Source organism: Candidatus Kinetoplastibacterium crithidii, from assembly GCA_027557655.1.
Classification (GTDB): Bacteria; Pseudomonadota; Gammaproteobacteria; order Burkholderiales; family Burkholderiaceae_B; genus Kinetoplastidibacterium; species Kinetoplastidibacterium crithidii_C.
The window spans coordinates 705,987-722,773 of sequence record CP064915.1; the positions used below are offsets into that span (position 1 = coordinate 705,987).

A 16,787-nucleotide genomic window follows, 5' to 3' on the forward strand; every position below is an offset into this window, starting at 1 on the left:
AATAAAATTATTTTATAATGAAATACTATTAAATATTAATTTAAAATTAAATGAAACATTAAGTATAATGATCAATTGCACCTATTTAAAGGATATTAAGTGAATTTCATAAATTTTGTTACTCAAACAAAAAATATATTTTTTTTTGCATCTGCTCTATTAACAGGTATCTATCTAGTAGTAATAAGCAATAAGAAAAATATTTTTGCAATTAATGTCTTAGAAACAATAAATTTAATTAATAATAAGCATGCAATTATTCTAGATCTAAGAATATATTCTAATTTCCAGAAATATCATATAGCACAATCTATAAATATTCAGATCGATAGTTTGGACTCATATTTAAAAAATATTTCTCAAGATAAGAATATTATATTTATACATGATGATAATAGCTTCATAGAGAAATTAATCATGAAATTGAGAAAAGAAGGTTTTATAAATACATTTTATCTGTCAAATGGTATGGATGCGTGGATTAGTAATGACCTGCCTGTGATTAAAGACCTAGACAAAAAATAATACTATATCCCTAACTATAAAATACTAAGTAATTAGAAAAAACATAAAATGAACCAAAAAGCAAAATTTAGTTTACAACGTATATATCTAAAAGATCTATCTATAGAAATGCCAAATGCACCAAAAATATTTATCAATCTAGATAAATATAAAATAGATGTTAATATTCAAGTAGATACCATTAAACTATCTGAAAACATCTTTGAATCCAGCATAACATCAATAGTTAAAGCAACAGTGGATGAAAAAATTATTTATATAATAGAAGCAACACAAGCTGGAATTTTTGAATTTGCAAATCTTAGTCAGCAATATATAGATGAATTATTAAGTACAAACTGTTATTCAATAATATATCCTTATTTAAGAGCAAACGTTTCTGATTTTATATCAAGAACATCACTACCTTCCGTCAATTTGGAAGAACTAGATTTCAATTATTTGTATAAAAACAGTACTGATTAGATTATATATTTTTATAAAATATGGATATTGATATTACAAATAAAAAAAAATCTTTAAATGTACTCGTTCTTGGTTCTGGTAGCTGGGGAACATCACTTGCTCTAGCCACTAATAAAAACTATAGCACCTGTTTATGGTCAAGAGATAGTAACCAAGTACAAAACATGTATAAAAATAAAGAAAATTCTAAGTACTTACCTGGAATAAAATTACCTACTAACCTTAAAATTACAGATGATATAGATAATTCTTTGTTAACATTAATAAATAAAGAAAATAAATCTTTGATTATAGTAAGCGTACCTATATCTGGCATCAAAAATATTTGTTCTATATTACTAGAAAAAATAACCAAGTTAAATCTCATAGATACTCCAATTATTTGGACATCTAAAGGATTTGAAAATAATAGCAGTAATTTATTGCATGAAATCATAGAACAAAATTTAAACATAACAAATTTGAAATATGGAATTCTTTCTGGTCCTTCTTTCGCAAAAGAAGTAGCATTAGAACTACCCACTGCTCTAACCATTGCTAGCAAGAATACTGAGGTTTGCGAATTAGTTATACGAGCTTTACATAGTAAATCATTACGCGTTTATGCTAGTAACGATATAATTGGAGTCGAAGTAGGAGGAGCTTTAAAAAATGTTATTGCAATAGCCTGTGGTATTTCAGATGGACTTAAGCTTGGTTCGAATGCCAGAGCTGCCCTTATAACAAGAGGGCTACACGAGATAAAACGTTTTGGAATTGCATTAGGCGCGCAAGAAAATACCTTCTTAGGATTATCTTGTTTGGGAGATTTAGTTCTAACATCCACAGGTGATTTATCAAGAAATAGAAATATAGGAATTCAAATTGGACAAGGTTTTCCAATTAAAAATGTAATAAATTCTAATATTACAACTGAAGGTGTCAAATGTGCTCTTGCTATAAAAAATAGAGCAAAAAAATTAAATATAGAGCTACCAATTATAGAAACTGTTTGCTCAATATTGTTTGAACAATTAGATCCAAAACAAGCAGTATCCATATTATTACAAAGAAAGTCAAAATATGAGAATATTTAAATTTGTTTTTTAAAAGATCCATTATAATCATTCTGACGCCATGCTTCATATATTGCTACGGCCACAGCATTTGATAAATTTAAACTTCGCTGTGTAATAAGCATAGGAATTTTTAAAAGCTGATTGTTTTTCAAAAAATGAATATCTTGTTTGGCAAGACCTGCTGTTTCTCTACCGAATATAAACACATCACCAGGACAAAATTTAGTATCTGAAAAACTGTTTTCTGCTTTCGTAGTAAAAGCAAAACACCTATCAGTACTAATACCAATAAAATCTAATGCATTATCCAAACTTTCATGTAATCGAACTGGCTGCCATTCATGATAATCTAAGCCAGCTCTTTTTAATTTTGCATTATCCATATCAAAAGAAATAGGCTTGACCAAATGTAAAAATGATCCTGTATTAGCACATAACCTAATAATATTACCAGTATTAGATGGTATTTCTGGAGAAACTAATATTATATTAAACATAGCTATAAAATTAATAATGTATGATAAAAATAATTATTACATAAAAAACTTAATGAATAATCCTTAAACAACTAATTATATGAAAAAAAAATTACATAAAAACATAGATCCTAGTCATGTTATTAAACAATTTACAAAACGAAGAAATCTAGCAAAAGCTCAATTCCTACATAGTGAAATAGCTACTAGAATGATTAATAATTTAAAATTTATCAAAATAATACCAGAAACCATACTAGACGTTGGATGTGGATCTGGTGAAAACATTAATTTATTAAGATCTTTATACAAAAAAAGCAATTATATAGGCTTAGATAATTGTTCTACCTTACTAAATGAATCAATCAAACAGTTTAAAACATTAAATTTTTTCATAAAAAAATTATTAACAAGAGAAAAAAGTCCTTCTTTTATTCAATCTGATATGTCTTCAACGACTTTCGATAAAAATTCATTTGATCTAATATGGTCTAATCTTTCTATACATTGGCATCCGATGGTTTATAATGTATTCGAAGAATGGGATAGGATAATAAAACCTAACGGCTTAATAATGTTTTCTTGTTTTGGCCCAAACACTTTAAAAGAAATTAGACTAGCTCTAAAAATGGCAAAATTAAATACTAAAATGATGGATTTTATTGATATGCATGATTTTGGTGATATGTTATTAGATATCGGATTCGAAAATCCAGTTATGAGTCAGGAAACAATAAATCTAACATACCAAACTCCACAAAATTTAATAAAAGATATTCATAATCTTGGAGGCAATCCTTCAAAAGAACGAAAAACTAGTCTTACTAGCAAAAAATGGATAAATAATTTATATGAACAAATAGACAAACAACGAGATCAATCAAATTCAATCAATCTTACAATCGAAATAATATATGGACAAGCATGGAAAAAAACAGAGAACTATTGTAACAAGCAGGTAAAAATTATTCCAATTAAAAAGATATTTTAAGTTTTATCTACATTTCTTTTACGAGAAGTTGTAGTGATACCTAATTGTTTTAGTTTCCTATATAGATGTGTACGTTCTAACCCTGTTCTTTCAGAAACTCTAGTCATACTATAACCATCTTTCATCAAATGATACTCAAAATATACTCGTTCAAAAGCATCTCTAGCATCTCTTAGCGGTAAGTCTAATGATACACTACCTAGTTTACAACCAGCATTGTATTCAATAGGGACTAGACATGACTCTACCCAAGAAGAACTATTTTTACTAGCAACAGTCTCTTTAACCATCTTCCTAGCTGTCTTTACATCAGGTAATATTGTCCTATTATGTGATAAACCAGCAGAAACTGTTTTTAATAATCGTTGTGGAGATATTGGTTTTTCTAAAAAATCTGTAGCCCCAATTCGAGTAGCTTCTACAGCAATATCTATACCTGCATGCCCACTCATCATGATTACAGGCATATCCAATAAACCCTGTGATATCCACTCCTTTAAAAGGCTAACGCCATCAGTATCTGGCATCCATATATCCAACAACACAAGATCTGGCCTTGAACGTAAACGAGCTTCTCGAGCTTGTGCTGCATTCTCTGCCTGTTCGACAGAATGACCTTCATCATATAAAACTTCCGACAATAATTCTCGGATTCCAATTTCATCATCAACCACCAGAATTCTGGCCATATACTTGTCACCTATACCAATCTATCATTTAACCTTCAAATATAACATATTGAACTAATCATTCACAGATCTTAGTCACCAAATTTATCAATAATCGTATCATGCATGATCTAATTTTATATAAATCTTATTCATAAGACTTATATAATAATTTAGTAATAATCATAAAATATAAAATACACTGCAAATAATTTTATAAAAATTATATATAGCATTATAGATATACACAACATTGCTTTTTTAATTTTTATATCTAATCAAAATATAATATTTTTCAAGTTTCGACCTTAGTCAATAAAGCAAAGAAAAAACCGTCATGACCGACTGTTAAAATATTATTTCTAGTAGGTAAAATTTGACCTGGAGAGTCTAAAAGAAAAGCATCTTTATGTTTCTCTAAAAATAATAAAACCTGATAAATACATTCCTCTGGAAATATAGAACAGGTGCTATATAAGAAACGTCCTCCTGGGAGCAATGTCTTCCAAAGAGAGTCTATTATTCTACTTTGGACCAATCTAGCAGTTTCTACATCCTCTTTTTTCTTTATCCATCTTATATCAGGATGTTTTCTAACAATACCTGATGCTGTACAAGGCACATCTGCAAGAATAATATCAAATAATTTTCCGTCCCACCATTGGTCTATTTGCTGGGCATCTCCCTCTATAATCTTGATTTTCTTAGAAAATAAATTTAAACGATCCAAATTTTCCTGCAAACGCCCTAACCTAAATTTATTAGAGTCTAAAGCTACTAAATCAATTTCAGCTAATTCTAGCAAATGAGATGTTTTGCCACCTGGAGCAGCACAAGCATCCAAGACTTTCATTCCATCCCTAACACACAACAAAGAAGCTGCCAATTGTGCCCCAGGATCTTGCACTGACCACATACCTTCTTGGAATCCTGGTAACTCTTTAATAGAATAGGATTTTCCAAGCACAATGCCACTAGATCCAAAAGCTTTAGCTTCAAAACCATTGTCATTAAAAAGACTTAGTACATTATCTCTATGCCTATTTTTCATATTAACTCGTAATGTCAATGGAGCCTGAGTATCCGCACAAGATAATATTTCTTCCCATCGACTTGGATAATTATTTTTTATTTTTTCTATCCACCATTCTTGGTAATTCCAAATAGCCTGAGAAGATTTTTTTGCTAAAATTGATATTTCTAAAACATTTCTTAAAAAAGATCGTAGACTAGCATTCAACAATCCTTTATATGGCCTAAGAAATGGAATAGAATTAGCTACTCGAACACTTTCATTCACTATCGTAAAATCTCTATAAATTGGAACTTGTAAATCTAAGTTTCTGTTATAAAGTGACGAAAATTTTAATAAAGTTAATGACAATAGAAATAAAGATCGAAAAAGTCTATTTGGATAAGTTTTGACTAAATGCTTACCAACAAAATCAGCCCAACCTAAATTCCTAAGAGCATGAAAAGTTAAAGACTGCACCGATGGTCTGATATGATAATCAAGATTATCTAAAAACAAGTTCAATGAATGACCATTTAATACCTCATCTAAAGCGCAAGAAGATACATATATCTGCAAAGATAACTTATCACTTTTAAAATGAAATTTATATATAGGTTCCATATATGTAAACTATTTTGAATATTCTAAATCTATAACTTTCATACCTAATGATAATCTATCCTTATGACCACGAATAAAATCTGATACGCTACATTTATTACAACCTGACTTCTGAACTTCCTTTAAACGTAAAATACCCTTACCTGTCGATATATCTATACCTTTATGAACATTAATATCTACAATTACTCCTGATGGTCCCTCAAAACTAGAATTAAAAGCTAAGGCTTGCCATACTTTTATTGGTTTATTAAAAGTTGGTAATCTAACTATAGCTCCTGGAAATGGATTTAAAGCTCTTATCTTTCTTTCTAAAGAGAAAGCATCATTTGAAAAAATTAATATTGACTCTGATTTCTCAATCTTTTTAGCATAAGAAACTCCATCTTTCGGTTGAGGATGAGCATGTAATTTGCTAAAATTTTCAATAACATAAATAAGAGATTTAACACCTTCAGAAGCTAATCTTGCCTCAAGATCTTTAGAACAGAAACTATCCAAAATAGGAATTTTAGACTGCAATAAGATGCATCCTGTATCTAGGCCAGGATCCATTTTTATAATTGTAATACCACTATATTTATCACCATTTTCAATAGCTCTTTGTATAGGAGCAGCGCCTCTCCACCTAGGTAATAAACTAGCATGAACATTAATACATCCCAATTTCGGCATGTTAAGCAGCCAAGAAGGCAAAATTAAGCCATATGCTACTACAATAACAATATCTGGAATTTCCTTATTTAAAAAATCTCTCAGATCATCAGATAAATCTTCCTTTCTTAAATTAGAAGGTTGAAAAATCTTTAAACCATTTTCTAAAGCAACCTGTTTTACAGGACTACTTGTTAACTTCATCCCTCTACCAGAAGGACGATCAGGTTGTGTAAAAACTGCAGAAATGTCATAACCCAATGACAGTAAATGTACTAGATGAAATCTAGCAAAATCTGAAGTTCCAGCAAAAATTATACGCATATTTATTAAACTATTATTAAGAAGTTTTATTTTTTAACTTATTAAGTTTTTTTATTCTATTAAAAATGCGATCTCTTTTAAGAGAAGATAAATAATCTATAAAAAGTCTACCATTTAAGTGATCTATCTCATGTTGTATACATCTTGACAATAAACCACAAGCATCAATCGTTTTTGCGACTCCATATTGATCATATGCCTTACAAATTATACTATAAGATCTTGGAACTTTTTCATAAGTATCAAGCACAGACAAACATCCCTCTTCTGATAATTCTTTTGTATCACTACAAGTAACTATTTCTGGATTAATTAACACCATCAAATTATTGCGCTCTTTTGAAATATCTATAACAATAATTCTCTTATGAATATCAACTTGTGTAGCAGCCAAACCTATACCATTGGAATGGTACATAGTATATGCCATATCTTCAACAATTTTAATTATCTGCTCATTAAAATTTATAATGTGATCTGCCACTATATTTAAGCGGTTATCTGGATATTGAAGAATAGGAAGTAACATCATTGATTTAAAAATAAATAATTGAAAGACTGTCTCTTTTAAGATCATAATCTGTAAAATTTGCTTAACAGTCAATAATAATACGATATTATTTTTTATTTTGTTACTTTTTTATACATATACTATGAATAACGACAAATTTCTAGAAGAAAGATTAGAATCAATTAATGAAAGAATAACAAAAACATGTCAAAGAACTGGGTGTGATAAACAAATCTCTATTTTGCCTGTTAGTAAAACTTTTAATTCTGAAATTATTGCAAAAACTATACAGGTTCTTAAAATGAAGAGATTTGGGGAAAATAGAGCACAAGAAATAAAAACTAAATACCATGATTTATTAGAACATAATATTGAATGGGTTATGATAGGTAATCTACAACTTAATAAAGTAAATTCAATAATAAATTGTATAGGAGAAATACAATCTTTAGATAGACTTGAATTAGCCAAAGCTATTAATAATCAGCTTCAAAAAAACAACAAAACAATAAAAGCCTTGGTTCAAATTAAAACTTCTCCAGAACCAACAAAACATGGAATTTATCCAGACGATTTACTAACATTCCTTCAAAAGATATCTGATAATTTTCCAAGAATAAAAATTTCTGGCCTTATGACAGTTGCCGAACTAACTGAAGACAAAGATAAAATAAGATCATGTTTTCGAACAATTAGAAAGTTAAGAGATAAAATTTCGAAGTATAATATAGCATCAGTAAATATGGACAATCTTTCTATGGGTATGAGTAAAGATTTTGAAATAGCCATTGAAGAAGGTTCTACAGAGATAAGATTAGGATCTATTCTCTTCGGACATAGATAATTACAATCCATAATAAATTTAATATTTTATTAAAATGAAATAAATTATTATTGTATTATCTTTGATAAGCATTTTAATTTTAACCTTTTATATTCTACAAATATGTCTACAGATTATTTAAAACGTATACTTACAGCAAAAGTGTATGATGTCGCTCGTGAAACACCATTAGAGGCTATGCCTTTACTTAGCAATCGCATTTCAAATAATATTTTCATAAAACGTGAAGATACTCAACCAGTTTTTAGTTTTAAGCTGAGAGGAGCTTACAATAAAATGGCTAATCTCCCTCCTGAAGCCATTAAACATGGAGTTATAGCAGCATCAGCTGGAAACCATGCTCAGGGAGTTGCTTTATCAGCAAAAAAAATGGGATGTCGTGCTGTTATAGTAATGCCAACAACTAGCCCTCAATTGAAAATAGATGCAGTCAAAAGACTAGGAGGAGAAGTTGTTCTAGTAGGAGAAAGCTATACAGATTCTTACAATCATGCTGTTTTATTAGAAAAAGAAGAGAAATTAACATTTGTACATCCATTTGATGACCCAGATGTAATTGCTGGGCAAGGAACCATTGGGATGGAAATACTAAATCAACATACTAAACCTATAGAAGCTATATTTCTAGCCGTAGGTGGTGGAGGTTTGATCTCTGGAGTAGCTGCTTATGTTAAGCAATTACGTCCTGAAATAAAAATAATAGGTGTACAAACAGAAGATTCAGATGCTATGTATCAAAGCATTAAGGCTGGTAAAAGAGTTGAATTAAAAGATGTCGGCCTATTCTCTGACGGAACAGCGGTAAAATTAGTTGGAAAAGAAACTTTCAGACTAGTACAAAAATATGTTGATGATTTTATTATAGTTAATACAGATTCCATATGTGCTGCTATCAAAGATGTATTCCAAGAAACACGCACAGTGTTAGAGCCAGCTGGAGCAATGGCAATTGCTGCTGCAAAAAAATACGTCTCCGAAAAGAAAATATCAGGAAAAAACTTAATAGCTATATCTTGTGGTGCAAATATTAATTTTGATAGATTAAGATTTGTCGCAGAAAGAGCAGATGTGGGAGAAACGAAAGAAGCCGTTTTTGCTGTTACAATACCAGAAAAAAGAGGAAGTTTTAAAAAATTTTGTGAGCTATTAGGCAAAAAAAATATTACAGAATTTAATTATAGAATATCGGATGAAAAAAATGCTCATATTTTTGTCGGAATAGCAATATCTTCTCTAGAAGAAAAAAATGAACTGGAAAATACATTTCGAAATAATGAATTTCAAGTAATGGATTTAAGTTCTGATGAATTAGCTAAAGCACACCTAAGATATATGGTAGGAGGTCGTTCTAATTTAAGCAATAATGAATTATTATACAGATTTGAATTTCCTGAACGCCCAGGAGCTCTAATAAATTTCCTTAATACTATGAATCCTGAATGGAATATCAGTTTATTTCATTATAGAAATCATGGAGCAGATTATGGAAGAATTCTTGTGGGTATTCAAGTTCCAAATTCTGACAAAGAAATATTTAATAATTTTCTAAAAGAATTATCCTATCCTTACTGGGATGAGAATAATAATCCTGCATACAAGATTTTTTTATAGCAACAATAGATTTGATTGGGTCTTTGTGAGAAAATTATTTTCAATTACCAGAGACTCATCAATCTTTCTTAATCAATTTACCCATATTTAATTGATATATGTTATGAAATATACCATCTGGTATTTCAGCATGCGTCACTAAAATAATACTTCTCTCATAAAATTTATTTATATTTTTTAGATCCATGAAAAAATCTTGTTCTAGTTTATAGTCAAGACCAGCTGTTGGCTCATCCAAAATTAGTATAGAAGATTTTGATAGTAAGGCTCTTGCTAAACATAATCTTCTTGCTTGACCCACTGATAAATTAGAACCATATTCTCCTATCCAAGTATCCAAACCATATGGCAATGAACTTACAAAATTATCCAATTGTACATGAATAAGAACCTGCCATAACTCGTCTTCACTAGCTAGTGAATTACCTATAATAAGATTACTTCTAATACTACCCATAAAAACTGGGGAATCTTGGCTAAGCAATAAAATTCTTTTATGAAGTTCTGACTGAGAACTTTCCTTAATATTACAACCACCAAAACTTATTGATCCATTAATTGGATCTTCCAATCTAATTAACAAGCTTAATAAGGTAGATTTACCAGAACCACTTGGACCAACAATAGCAATTTTTTCTCCAACATTTAAATCAAAACTTAGATCTTTTAAAACATAATCACTATGACTTAATATCCTACTACTATTATAAGTAAAACTAAGATTTTCTACTGATAAAACTCCCTGTAAAGGTAATCTCTTGGGATTAACTTGATCACATATACTAACTTCGCTATTCAAGATCGTATTGACTCTATCGGCACTACCAATTGCAGTCCCTAATTTAGTAGATCCTCTAATAACAGCATTAAATATTTCTAAGAAACCAAAAATACTTAGTAAAATTCCCACAAAAATAGGAAAATCAATTACTGTACCATCAATATAGCGAAAAGTTACAAAGAGCATACCAACTATTAATAATCCTGATAGCAAATTATTTAAATAAATAGCTGTACTTGAGAGAATAGAATATTTTTTTTTATTTGAAGATAAATCTTTGCATAATTTATCAAAATCATATTGTCTTTGTTTAAAAAGATCAAATACAATGACATCTGAATGAGATCTCATTGTTTCTAAAATTGATTCTCTAATTTCAGCTGAGAATTTCTGATTATTCAACCCTAACTTTTTAGAAAAGGTAATTACTATGTAAGGAATCACAACGATTGTTAAAATGATAAAAGGTAAAATAATAAATATACCTATAGGCATAAATTTTAAAGAAAAAATAATAAAACAAATACTTAATATTAAAGCCACAATCATTGGCTCTAAAAATAAAAGAAATACCGTATCTAATGTATCTATATCGTTGGTCATTCTAGATACCAAATCTCCATTACGGTATTTTGCTAGATCTTTTGGAGTAAATCTAATTAATGATTCAAATAACTTTATACGAATATCCGATAAAAGATGCAATATGGCATTATGACCTGTTATTTTCTCAATATATCTTGATATAACTTTTATAATAGAAAAAGCTCTAATCAACGCAGATGGAACAAAAAGGTTAAAATACATACTAGATACAACTAAAACAGATGCAGTCAAAAGCCAACCAGAAACATATAATAAACAAATTCCAGATAAAATAGTTATGAATAAAAAAAACGATGAACAGAGCAAATTAAATTTTCTTTTCTTAAAGAATAGCCATAAAGTATTTAATAATAATTTCATATATCACTAACTAATTTTTTTCTAAAACCCACCTAATAGAAAATCTTTCAGAAACTTGTTTTGAGTGGGTAACGATCAAAAGACTTTTATTTTGAGAGAATGAAATAATTTCTTCCATTAATCTAAGTTCCGTTACTGAATCTAAATGTGCTGTTGGTTCATCTAATAATATGAGAGCTGGATTTCTTAAAAATAGTCTTGCAATTGATATCCTCTGAATTTGCCCCCTTGATAATCCTCGACCATTTTTACCCAACACTGTATCCAAACCATTTTTTAAATCATTTGCAAAGTCTAATACCAATGATCTATTTGCCGCATTTAACAAATCTTTATATGTTGCACATGGATTACCAATCATTATATTCTCAGCAATAGTTCCTTCAAATAAATATGGACTTTGTCCAATTAAACAAGTTTGCATACGCAAACATTTCTTAGGCCATAATCTAGAATCAGTATTATTTAAATCAATATTACCAGTATAATGTCTCAACCCAACTATAGCTTCTAATAAAGAAGTTTTGCCAACTCCACTAGGACCTAGCAAACAAACATGCTGTCCTGGTAATATATCCAAATTAATATTTTTTAATACGTAATCAGAGTTACCTTCATAACATAAATCTAGATTTCTAATACTTAACTTTATTGAATTACTATTAAATTGTTCACAATCAATTTCATTAACTGATATTTCATTAACAGTATTAACATTTTGGTTTAGATCAGGTAAACCACCAAATATATTTCTAATATTATCTGATGCTGCACGAGCTGCAGCTCTATCATGATAATGCAAAGCCATCTGTCTTAATGGAAAATATACCTCGGGAGCCATCAACAAAAAAAATAAACCTATTTGAAATACTAAAGTATTATTACTATTGAGAAAACCTAAAAAATTCAGTCCTATATACAGTGCTACACTAGCAACACCAAGGGATGCAAAAAATTCCAATGCAGCAGATGAAATAAATGCAATTTTTAAAACATCTAATGTACTATATCTTAAAGAATCACAAACTTTTTTCAAATGGGTTAACTCCGCTTCTTCTCTGCCATACATCTTAAGAGTATCTAAACCTCTCACCCTATCGGCAAAAAAACCTGATAATCTAGCAAAAGAACTCAAATGTTTTTTGCTTGCTTCTTCCGCTCCAAATCCAATTAAAACCATAAATAATGGTATTAGAGGAATAGTAATCAGTAATAATATTCCAATTGTCCTATTAAACAACATAATAAAAATAGAAAATGCTATAGGAGTAATAATGGCATTTATTGCAACTGGAATATATTTAGAAAAAAATCCGTCTAAAACTTCCACTTGATCAATTATGCTAGCAGCAATTTCTCCTGAGATTCTTGTTTTAGACCATTGCGGACCTTGGGTCCATATGCAATAAAATAATAGCTGTCTTATCTTATATTTAATATTTTCTGATGCAAATATACCTGCTATATCACCTAAATAAATAGTCGAAGATCTTAATAAATACAAAAATACAAAAATAGATATTTGCTTATACAAGTCCGTAATTATCAAATGATCTATAACAATACCTGATACTATTTTAGAGAAAAACCATAATTGTAGAATTAAAAAAACACCACTTAACAATGGTGCTAATATAGCAATAAACATTGCAAGAGGCGTAAATTTAACCAGTCCTCTAAGCCAAGACCCTAAGGCCTTGGCTATCTCTTTTGGTAATTTATTTTTTATTTCCACAGAGAAAAATTATAATTATAACGTTTAATTATCATCTGTTTTATTTTGATATTCAAATAAAACAGCACTAATTATACTAAGAGAAGCAGCAAAACATAGACCAATTATCCATGAAAAATACCACATAGAACTCTCCGAAATATTATTAATAAGAATTTGGCGTATCATTAACAGAAGCTTCTGTAACAACTCCTCTCATAACCCTATATACCCAAGAAGTATACAATAATACGATTGGTAATAATAATACTACTACTAACAACATAATCCACAAAGTGAAACAACTTGAAGAAGCATCCCATAAGGTCAAACCTCCTCTACAATCACCTAAAGAAGATGGCAATAAGAAAGGAAATAAGGAAACACCGACAGTTACTATAATTCCTATTATCGCACAAGTAGAACCCAAGAAAGCTACTCTATAACTTTTACTTAGAAAACCCATAATTGATAACAAAGATCCAATAATTCCTAAAATAGGGACTAACCACATAGCAGGAAACTTCTCATAATTTAGTAACCAACCTCCCTCCCTAACCTCTACTATCTTCAACAATGGATTTGACGCAGCATTATAATCTATATTATTTACTATAATTTGCCCATCCAAGCTCTTAACCCAGAAACCACCTGCTATAAATAGCAAAGCTGTAAGCAAAGCAAAAACAACTCCTAATTTCCAAGCCCGATCCTGAATAATACCATCAGTTTTAATTGCTAAAAAAGCAGCTCCATGCGTTAACAACATAGATACACTTAAAAAGCCAGCTAACAAGGCAAAAGGACTAAATAATTGCAAAAAAGAACCTTCATAAATCACACGAAGTGTAGACTGATCAAAACCTAAAGGAACTCCTAATATAACATTACCAACAGCAACCCCAAATACAAGTGACGCAACCACTCCAGTAAATGATAATGCCATGTCCCATGAATTTCTCCAAGACGGAGATTCTAATTTGCTTCTATATTTGAAAGCAACTGGTCTTATTATTAAAGCTACCAAAAGTAAGAGCATAGCCAAATAAAAACCAGAGAAAGCAGCTGCATATATTAAAGGCCAAGCAGCAAAAATAGAACCTCCTGCAGTTATAAGCCAAACTTGATTACCTTCCCATACTGGCCCAACTACATTAATAACAACTCTCCGTTCATTATCACTCTTTGCCACGAAAGGAAGTATAGCAACAATCCCTAGGTCAAAACCATCAGTTAAAGCAAAGCCAACCAACAAAACTCCCAACAGCACCCACCAAATTATCCGTAAGGTAGCATAATCTAAAAACATGATAGATTCCATAACAGTCTCTCTTTAATTATTGAATTTCATTCTATTTATTTTATCGAGAAGTTATTTCAGAAATAGAAACATCATCTGCTAACATAGGCCCTTTTCTAATAGCATTCAACATAACTTTAAAGCCCAATATAAATAAAACCGTATATATTAATAAAAATATTGTCAAGCTAATTGAAAGATCTAGAATTGTCAAACCAGAAGCAGCATAACAAGTAGGAAGAACTCCTTCAATAACCCATGGTTGCCTACCATATTCTGCAACCAACCAACCACAATCTATTGCAATCCAAGGAAGAGGTAAAGTGAACAACGCCAATTTTAAAAGAAATTTAGATTTATAAAGTTTGTTCTTCCACGATAACCATAGAGATACTGAAAATAAAAGTATAAAATAAAAACCTAATAACACCATAATTCTAAAAGCATAGAACAAATAAGTTATTCCACCAGGAATTACATAAGAAGCTGCCTTATCTATATCCTCGTCTGTTATATTATTAAAATCTGTTTTATAACGTTTCAATAAAAGGCTATATCCAAGATCACTCCAATGTTCATCAAATACTTTCCTTGCTTCATCATCTTGCGAATTAGATCTAATTTTTTCAAGTGCATTATAAGCAAGAAGACCATTTTTTATTCTAATCTTAGCTAACTCTACCAAATCATTAATACCAATTAATTTTTCATCTAAAGAACGAGTTGCTATGATACCCATAACGTATGGAATCTTTATCTCAAAATCATTCTTCCTTTTTTCTGCATTAGGCCATGCTAATAAATTAAAACCAGCTGGGGCAGGCTCAGTTTCCCACATGGATTCAATAGTAGCAAGTTTCATTTTCTGATGATCACTAGCTAAATAACCACTCTCATCACCTAATATCACTGCTGATATAGAACCACAAAAACCAAATGCTACAGCCACAGCTACAGATCGCTTCGCGATATCTGTATATTTGTTTTGTAATAAATACCATGCACTAATAGCAAAAACGAACACTGCACCAGTAATGTAACCAGCACTAACAGTATGGACAAATTTTGACTGAGCAACAGGATTAAAAAGCACAGCAGTAAAATCTGTCATTTCCATACGCATTGTGTCTGGATTAAAAACAGCACCAACTGGATTTTGCATCCAGGCATTCGCAATCAAAATCCACAAAGCTGAAATGTTAGAACCTATTGCAACTAACCAGGTTACTATCAAATGACTGATTTTTGATAAACGATTCCAACCAAAGAAAAATAATCCTACAAAAGTTGCTTCTAGGAAAAAAGCCATTAAACCTTCTATAGCGAGCGGAGCTCCAAAAATATCACCTACATAATGACTATAATAGGACCAGTTCATACCAAACTGAAATTCCATCACAACACCAGTTGCAACGCCAAGAGCAAAATTTATACCAAATAACGTACCCCAAAACATCGTTATTCGCTTCCATATCTCTTTGCCAGTAATTACATAAACGCTCTCCATTATTGCTACTAATACCGATAAGCCCAATGTTAAAGGGACAAAGATAAAATGATAAAAAGCTGTGGCAGCGAATTGAAATCTAGACAGGTCAACTACATCAATATCAAACATTAAATCGCCCCTCAATACAAAGATAAGCAAATAGATTTAGATAAAAATAGCAAGTATGCTAAAACATTGTCTTAAAAACAAATTATTTAACAGAATATAATATAAAAACAATTCAATTTAAAACAGGAATATTATAACTTACCTTGCAATAATATTATGTTGTCTTATCACAATATATTAAAACAAAATTTAAAATATTATTAGTGACAAGCTATAACAAACTTTACTAAAATACATAAAATTTGACATCACAGGATAAACCATCCAACTATATTAAATAGAGAAATATTACGATAATAACCGTACATTTCAATATAGAAGCTAAGAATTTTGTTTATTTTTCGGACTCAAAAGTTGAATAAAAACAAACAAATATTAGATTTTTATGTAATTTTAATTCGTAATATAAGTTATATCGCTATCATACAATAATTTTAAGTTATAGAACACATTAACAAATTAATAGATATAAATAATCGATAAAATTATAAACGATAGTTTAAGAATTACAGCAACCAGAATATTAATAATTATACTATTACTAATCAGTTGGTCTCTGCTGTCTGAATATAATTATATAGAAACAAGCGAAAAAATCTGTAAACAAAAAACTGTAGACACGAACTTTAAAGTAATCAAAACTGA

At 29.9% G+C, this 16,787-nt stretch carries 16 protein-coding genes; 6 read left to right on the forward strand and 10 right to left on the reverse strand.

From position 1 onward, the window contains the following. Positions 1-99: 99 nt before the first annotated feature. Genes I1N47_03305 through I1N47_03315 form a run of 3 tightly spaced genes read left to right on the forward strand, consistent with a single transcriptional unit; the run spans position 100 to position 2,066 of the window. Positions 100-525 carry a rhodanese-like domain-containing protein gene (locus I1N47_03305; GenBank protein WBF65446.1) on the forward strand — a complete coding sequence of 142 codons (426 nt, stop codon included), beginning with the start codon at positions 100-102 and terminating at the stop codon, positions 523-525. 48 nt (positions 526-573) lie between these two features. Beyond that, positions 574-990 carry a protein-export chaperone SecB gene (gene secB / locus I1N47_03310; GenBank protein WBF65447.1) on the forward strand — a complete coding sequence of 139 codons (417 nt, stop codon included), beginning with the start codon at positions 574-576 and terminating at the stop codon, positions 988-990. A 20-nt stretch (positions 991-1,010) separates the two neighbouring features. Beyond that, positions 1,011-2,066 (forward strand): NAD(P)-dependent glycerol-3-phosphate dehydrogenase, encoded by a 1,056-nt coding sequence (locus tag I1N47_03315; GenBank protein ID WBF65448.1) that lies wholly within the window; start codon positions 1,011-1,013, stop codon positions 2,064-2,066. Here I1N47_03315 and I1N47_03320 read toward each other — a convergent pair. Further along, complete coding sequence (locus I1N47_03320) at positions 2,063-2,545, reverse strand: tRNA (cytidine(34)-2'-O)-methyltransferase (GenBank protein ID WBF65449.1); 483 nt, start codon at positions 2,543-2,545, stop codon at positions 2,063-2,065. The two genes, I1N47_03315 and I1N47_03320, sit on opposite strands and share 4 nt — an antisense overlap. A 79-nt stretch (positions 2,546-2,624) precedes the next feature. Here I1N47_03320 and I1N47_03325 point away from each other — a divergent pair, with 79 nt between their 5' ends. Further along, positions 2,625-3,515: a methyltransferase domain-containing protein gene (locus I1N47_03325; protein ID WBF65450.1), complete on the forward strand. Its 891-nt coding sequence runs from the start codon at positions 2,625-2,627 to the stop codon at positions 3,513-3,515. Here I1N47_03325 and I1N47_03330 read toward each other — a convergent pair. The 4 genes from I1N47_03330 to def form a co-directional block, all read right to left on the reverse strand. Next, positions 3,512-4,204, reverse strand: a complete 693-nt coding sequence (locus I1N47_03330; protein WBF65451.1) for a response regulator — start codon at positions 4,202-4,204, stop codon at positions 3,512-3,514. The two genes, I1N47_03325 and I1N47_03330, sit on opposite strands and share 4 nt — an antisense overlap. A 274-nt stretch (positions 4,205-4,478) precedes the next feature. Beyond that, entirely contained in the window at positions 4,479-5,819 is a 1,341-nt protein-coding gene (rsmB, locus tag I1N47_03335) for a 16S rRNA (cytosine(967)-C(5))-methyltransferase RsmB (protein ID WBF65452.1), read from the reverse strand. Positions 5,820-5,828: 9 nt separating this feature from the next. Beyond that, complete coding sequence (locus tag I1N47_03340) at positions 5,829-6,797, reverse strand: methionyl-tRNA formyltransferase (GenBank protein WBF65453.1); 969 nt, start codon at positions 6,795-6,797, stop codon at positions 5,829-5,831. Between the two features lie 16 nt (positions 6,798-6,813). Further along, entirely contained in the window at positions 6,814-7,329 is a 516-nt protein-coding gene (gene def / locus I1N47_03345) for a peptide deformylase (GenBank protein ID WBF65454.1), read from the reverse strand. Between the two features lie 121 nt (positions 7,330-7,450). Here def and I1N47_03350 point away from each other — a divergent pair, with 121 nt between their 5' ends. After that, complete coding sequence (locus I1N47_03350) at positions 7,451-8,152, forward strand: YggS family pyridoxal phosphate-dependent enzyme (protein ID WBF65455.1); 702 nt, start codon at positions 7,451-7,453, stop codon at positions 8,150-8,152. A gap of 102 nt (positions 8,153-8,254) precedes the next feature. Then, entirely contained in the window at positions 8,255-9,763 is a 1,509-nt protein-coding gene (gene ilvA / locus I1N47_03355) for a threonine ammonia-lyase, biosynthetic (GenBank protein ID WBF65456.1), read from the forward strand. Between the two features lie 58 nt (positions 9,764-9,821). Here ilvA and cydC read toward each other — a convergent pair whose 3' ends face one another. The 5 genes from cydC to I1N47_03380 are packed head-to-tail and all read right to left on the reverse strand — an operon-like array spanning position 9,822 to position 16,142. Next, the gene (gene cydC, locus I1N47_03360; protein ID WBF65457.1) at positions 9,822-11,510 is read right to left on the reverse strand and encodes a thiol reductant ABC exporter subunit CydC; all 1,689 of its coding nucleotides are present in this window, start codon (positions 11,508-11,510) and stop codon (positions 9,822-9,824) included. Positions 11,511-11,520: 10 nt separating this feature from the next. Further along, the gene (cydD, locus tag I1N47_03365; protein WBF65458.1) at positions 11,521-13,245 is read right to left on the reverse strand and encodes a thiol reductant ABC exporter subunit CydD; all 1,725 of its coding nucleotides are present in this window, start codon (positions 13,243-13,245) and stop codon (positions 11,521-11,523) included. A gap of 24 nt (positions 13,246-13,269) precedes the next feature. Beyond that, complete coding sequence (gene cydX / locus I1N47_03370; protein ID WBF65459.1) at positions 13,270-13,371, reverse strand: cytochrome bd-I oxidase subunit CydX; 102 nt, start codon at positions 13,369-13,371, stop codon at positions 13,270-13,272. 19 nt (positions 13,372-13,390) lie between these two features. Beyond that, entirely contained in the window at positions 13,391-14,545 is a 1,155-nt protein-coding gene (cydB, locus tag I1N47_03375; protein ID WBF65460.1) for a cytochrome d ubiquinol oxidase subunit II, read from the reverse strand. A gap of 40 nt (positions 14,546-14,585) precedes the next feature. After that, positions 14,586-16,142 carry a cytochrome ubiquinol oxidase subunit I gene (locus I1N47_03380; GenBank protein WBF65461.1) on the reverse strand — a complete coding sequence of 519 codons (1,557 nt, stop codon included), beginning with the start codon at positions 16,140-16,142 and terminating at the stop codon, positions 14,586-14,588. Positions 16,143-16,787: the final 645 nt, after the last annotated feature.

What these genes read in the sequence shown, in the direction of transcription:
- secB (WBF65447.1), top strand. Translation starts at nt 574, where the DNA reads ATGAACCAAAAAGCAAAATTTAGTTTACAACGTATATATCTAAAAGAT.
- I1N47_03315 (WBF65448.1), top strand. Translation starts at nt 1,011, where the DNA reads ATGGATATTGATATTACAAATAAAAAAAAATCTTTAAATGTACTCGTT.
- I1N47_03320 (WBF65449.1), bottom strand. Translation starts at nt 2,545, where the DNA reads ATGTTTAATATAATATTAGTTTCTCCAGAAATACCATCTAATACTGGT.
- I1N47_03325 (WBF65450.1), top strand. Translation starts at nt 2,625, where the DNA reads ATGAAAAAAAAATTACATAAAAACATAGATCCTAGTCATGTTATTAAA.
- I1N47_03330 (WBF65451.1), bottom strand. Translation starts at nt 4,204, where the DNA reads ATGGCCAGAATTCTGGTGGTTGATGATGAAATTGGAATCCGAGAATTA.
- rsmB (WBF65452.1), bottom strand. Translation starts at nt 5,819, where the DNA reads ATGGAACCTATATATAAATTTCATTTTAAAAGTGATAAGTTATCTTTG.
- I1N47_03340 (WBF65453.1), bottom strand. Translation starts at nt 6,797, where the DNA reads ATGCGTATAATTTTTGCTGGAACTTCAGATTTTGCTAGATTTCATCTA.
- def (WBF65454.1), bottom strand. Translation starts at nt 7,329, where the DNA reads ATGATGTTACTTCCTATTCTTCAATATCCAGATAACCGCTTAAATATA.
- I1N47_03350 (WBF65455.1), top strand. Translation starts at nt 7,451, where the DNA reads ATGAATAACGACAAATTTCTAGAAGAAAGATTAGAATCAATTAATGAA.
- ilvA (WBF65456.1), top strand. Translation starts at nt 8,255, where the DNA reads ATGTCTACAGATTATTTAAAACGTATACTTACAGCAAAAGTGTATGAT.
- cydC (WBF65457.1), bottom strand. Translation starts at nt 11,510, where the DNA reads ATGAAATTATTATTAAATACTTTATGGCTATTCTTTAAGAAAAGAAAA.
- cydX (WBF65459.1), bottom strand. Translation starts at nt 13,371, where the DNA reads ATGTGGTATTTTTCATGGATAATTGGTCTATGTTTTGCTGCTTCTCTT.
- cydB (WBF65460.1), bottom strand. Translation starts at nt 14,545, where the DNA reads ATGGAATCTATCATGTTTTTAGATTATGCTACCTTACGGATAATTTGG.
- I1N47_03380 (WBF65461.1), bottom strand. Translation starts at nt 16,142, where the DNA reads ATGTTTGATATTGATGTAGTTGACCTGTCTAGATTTCAATTCGCTGCC.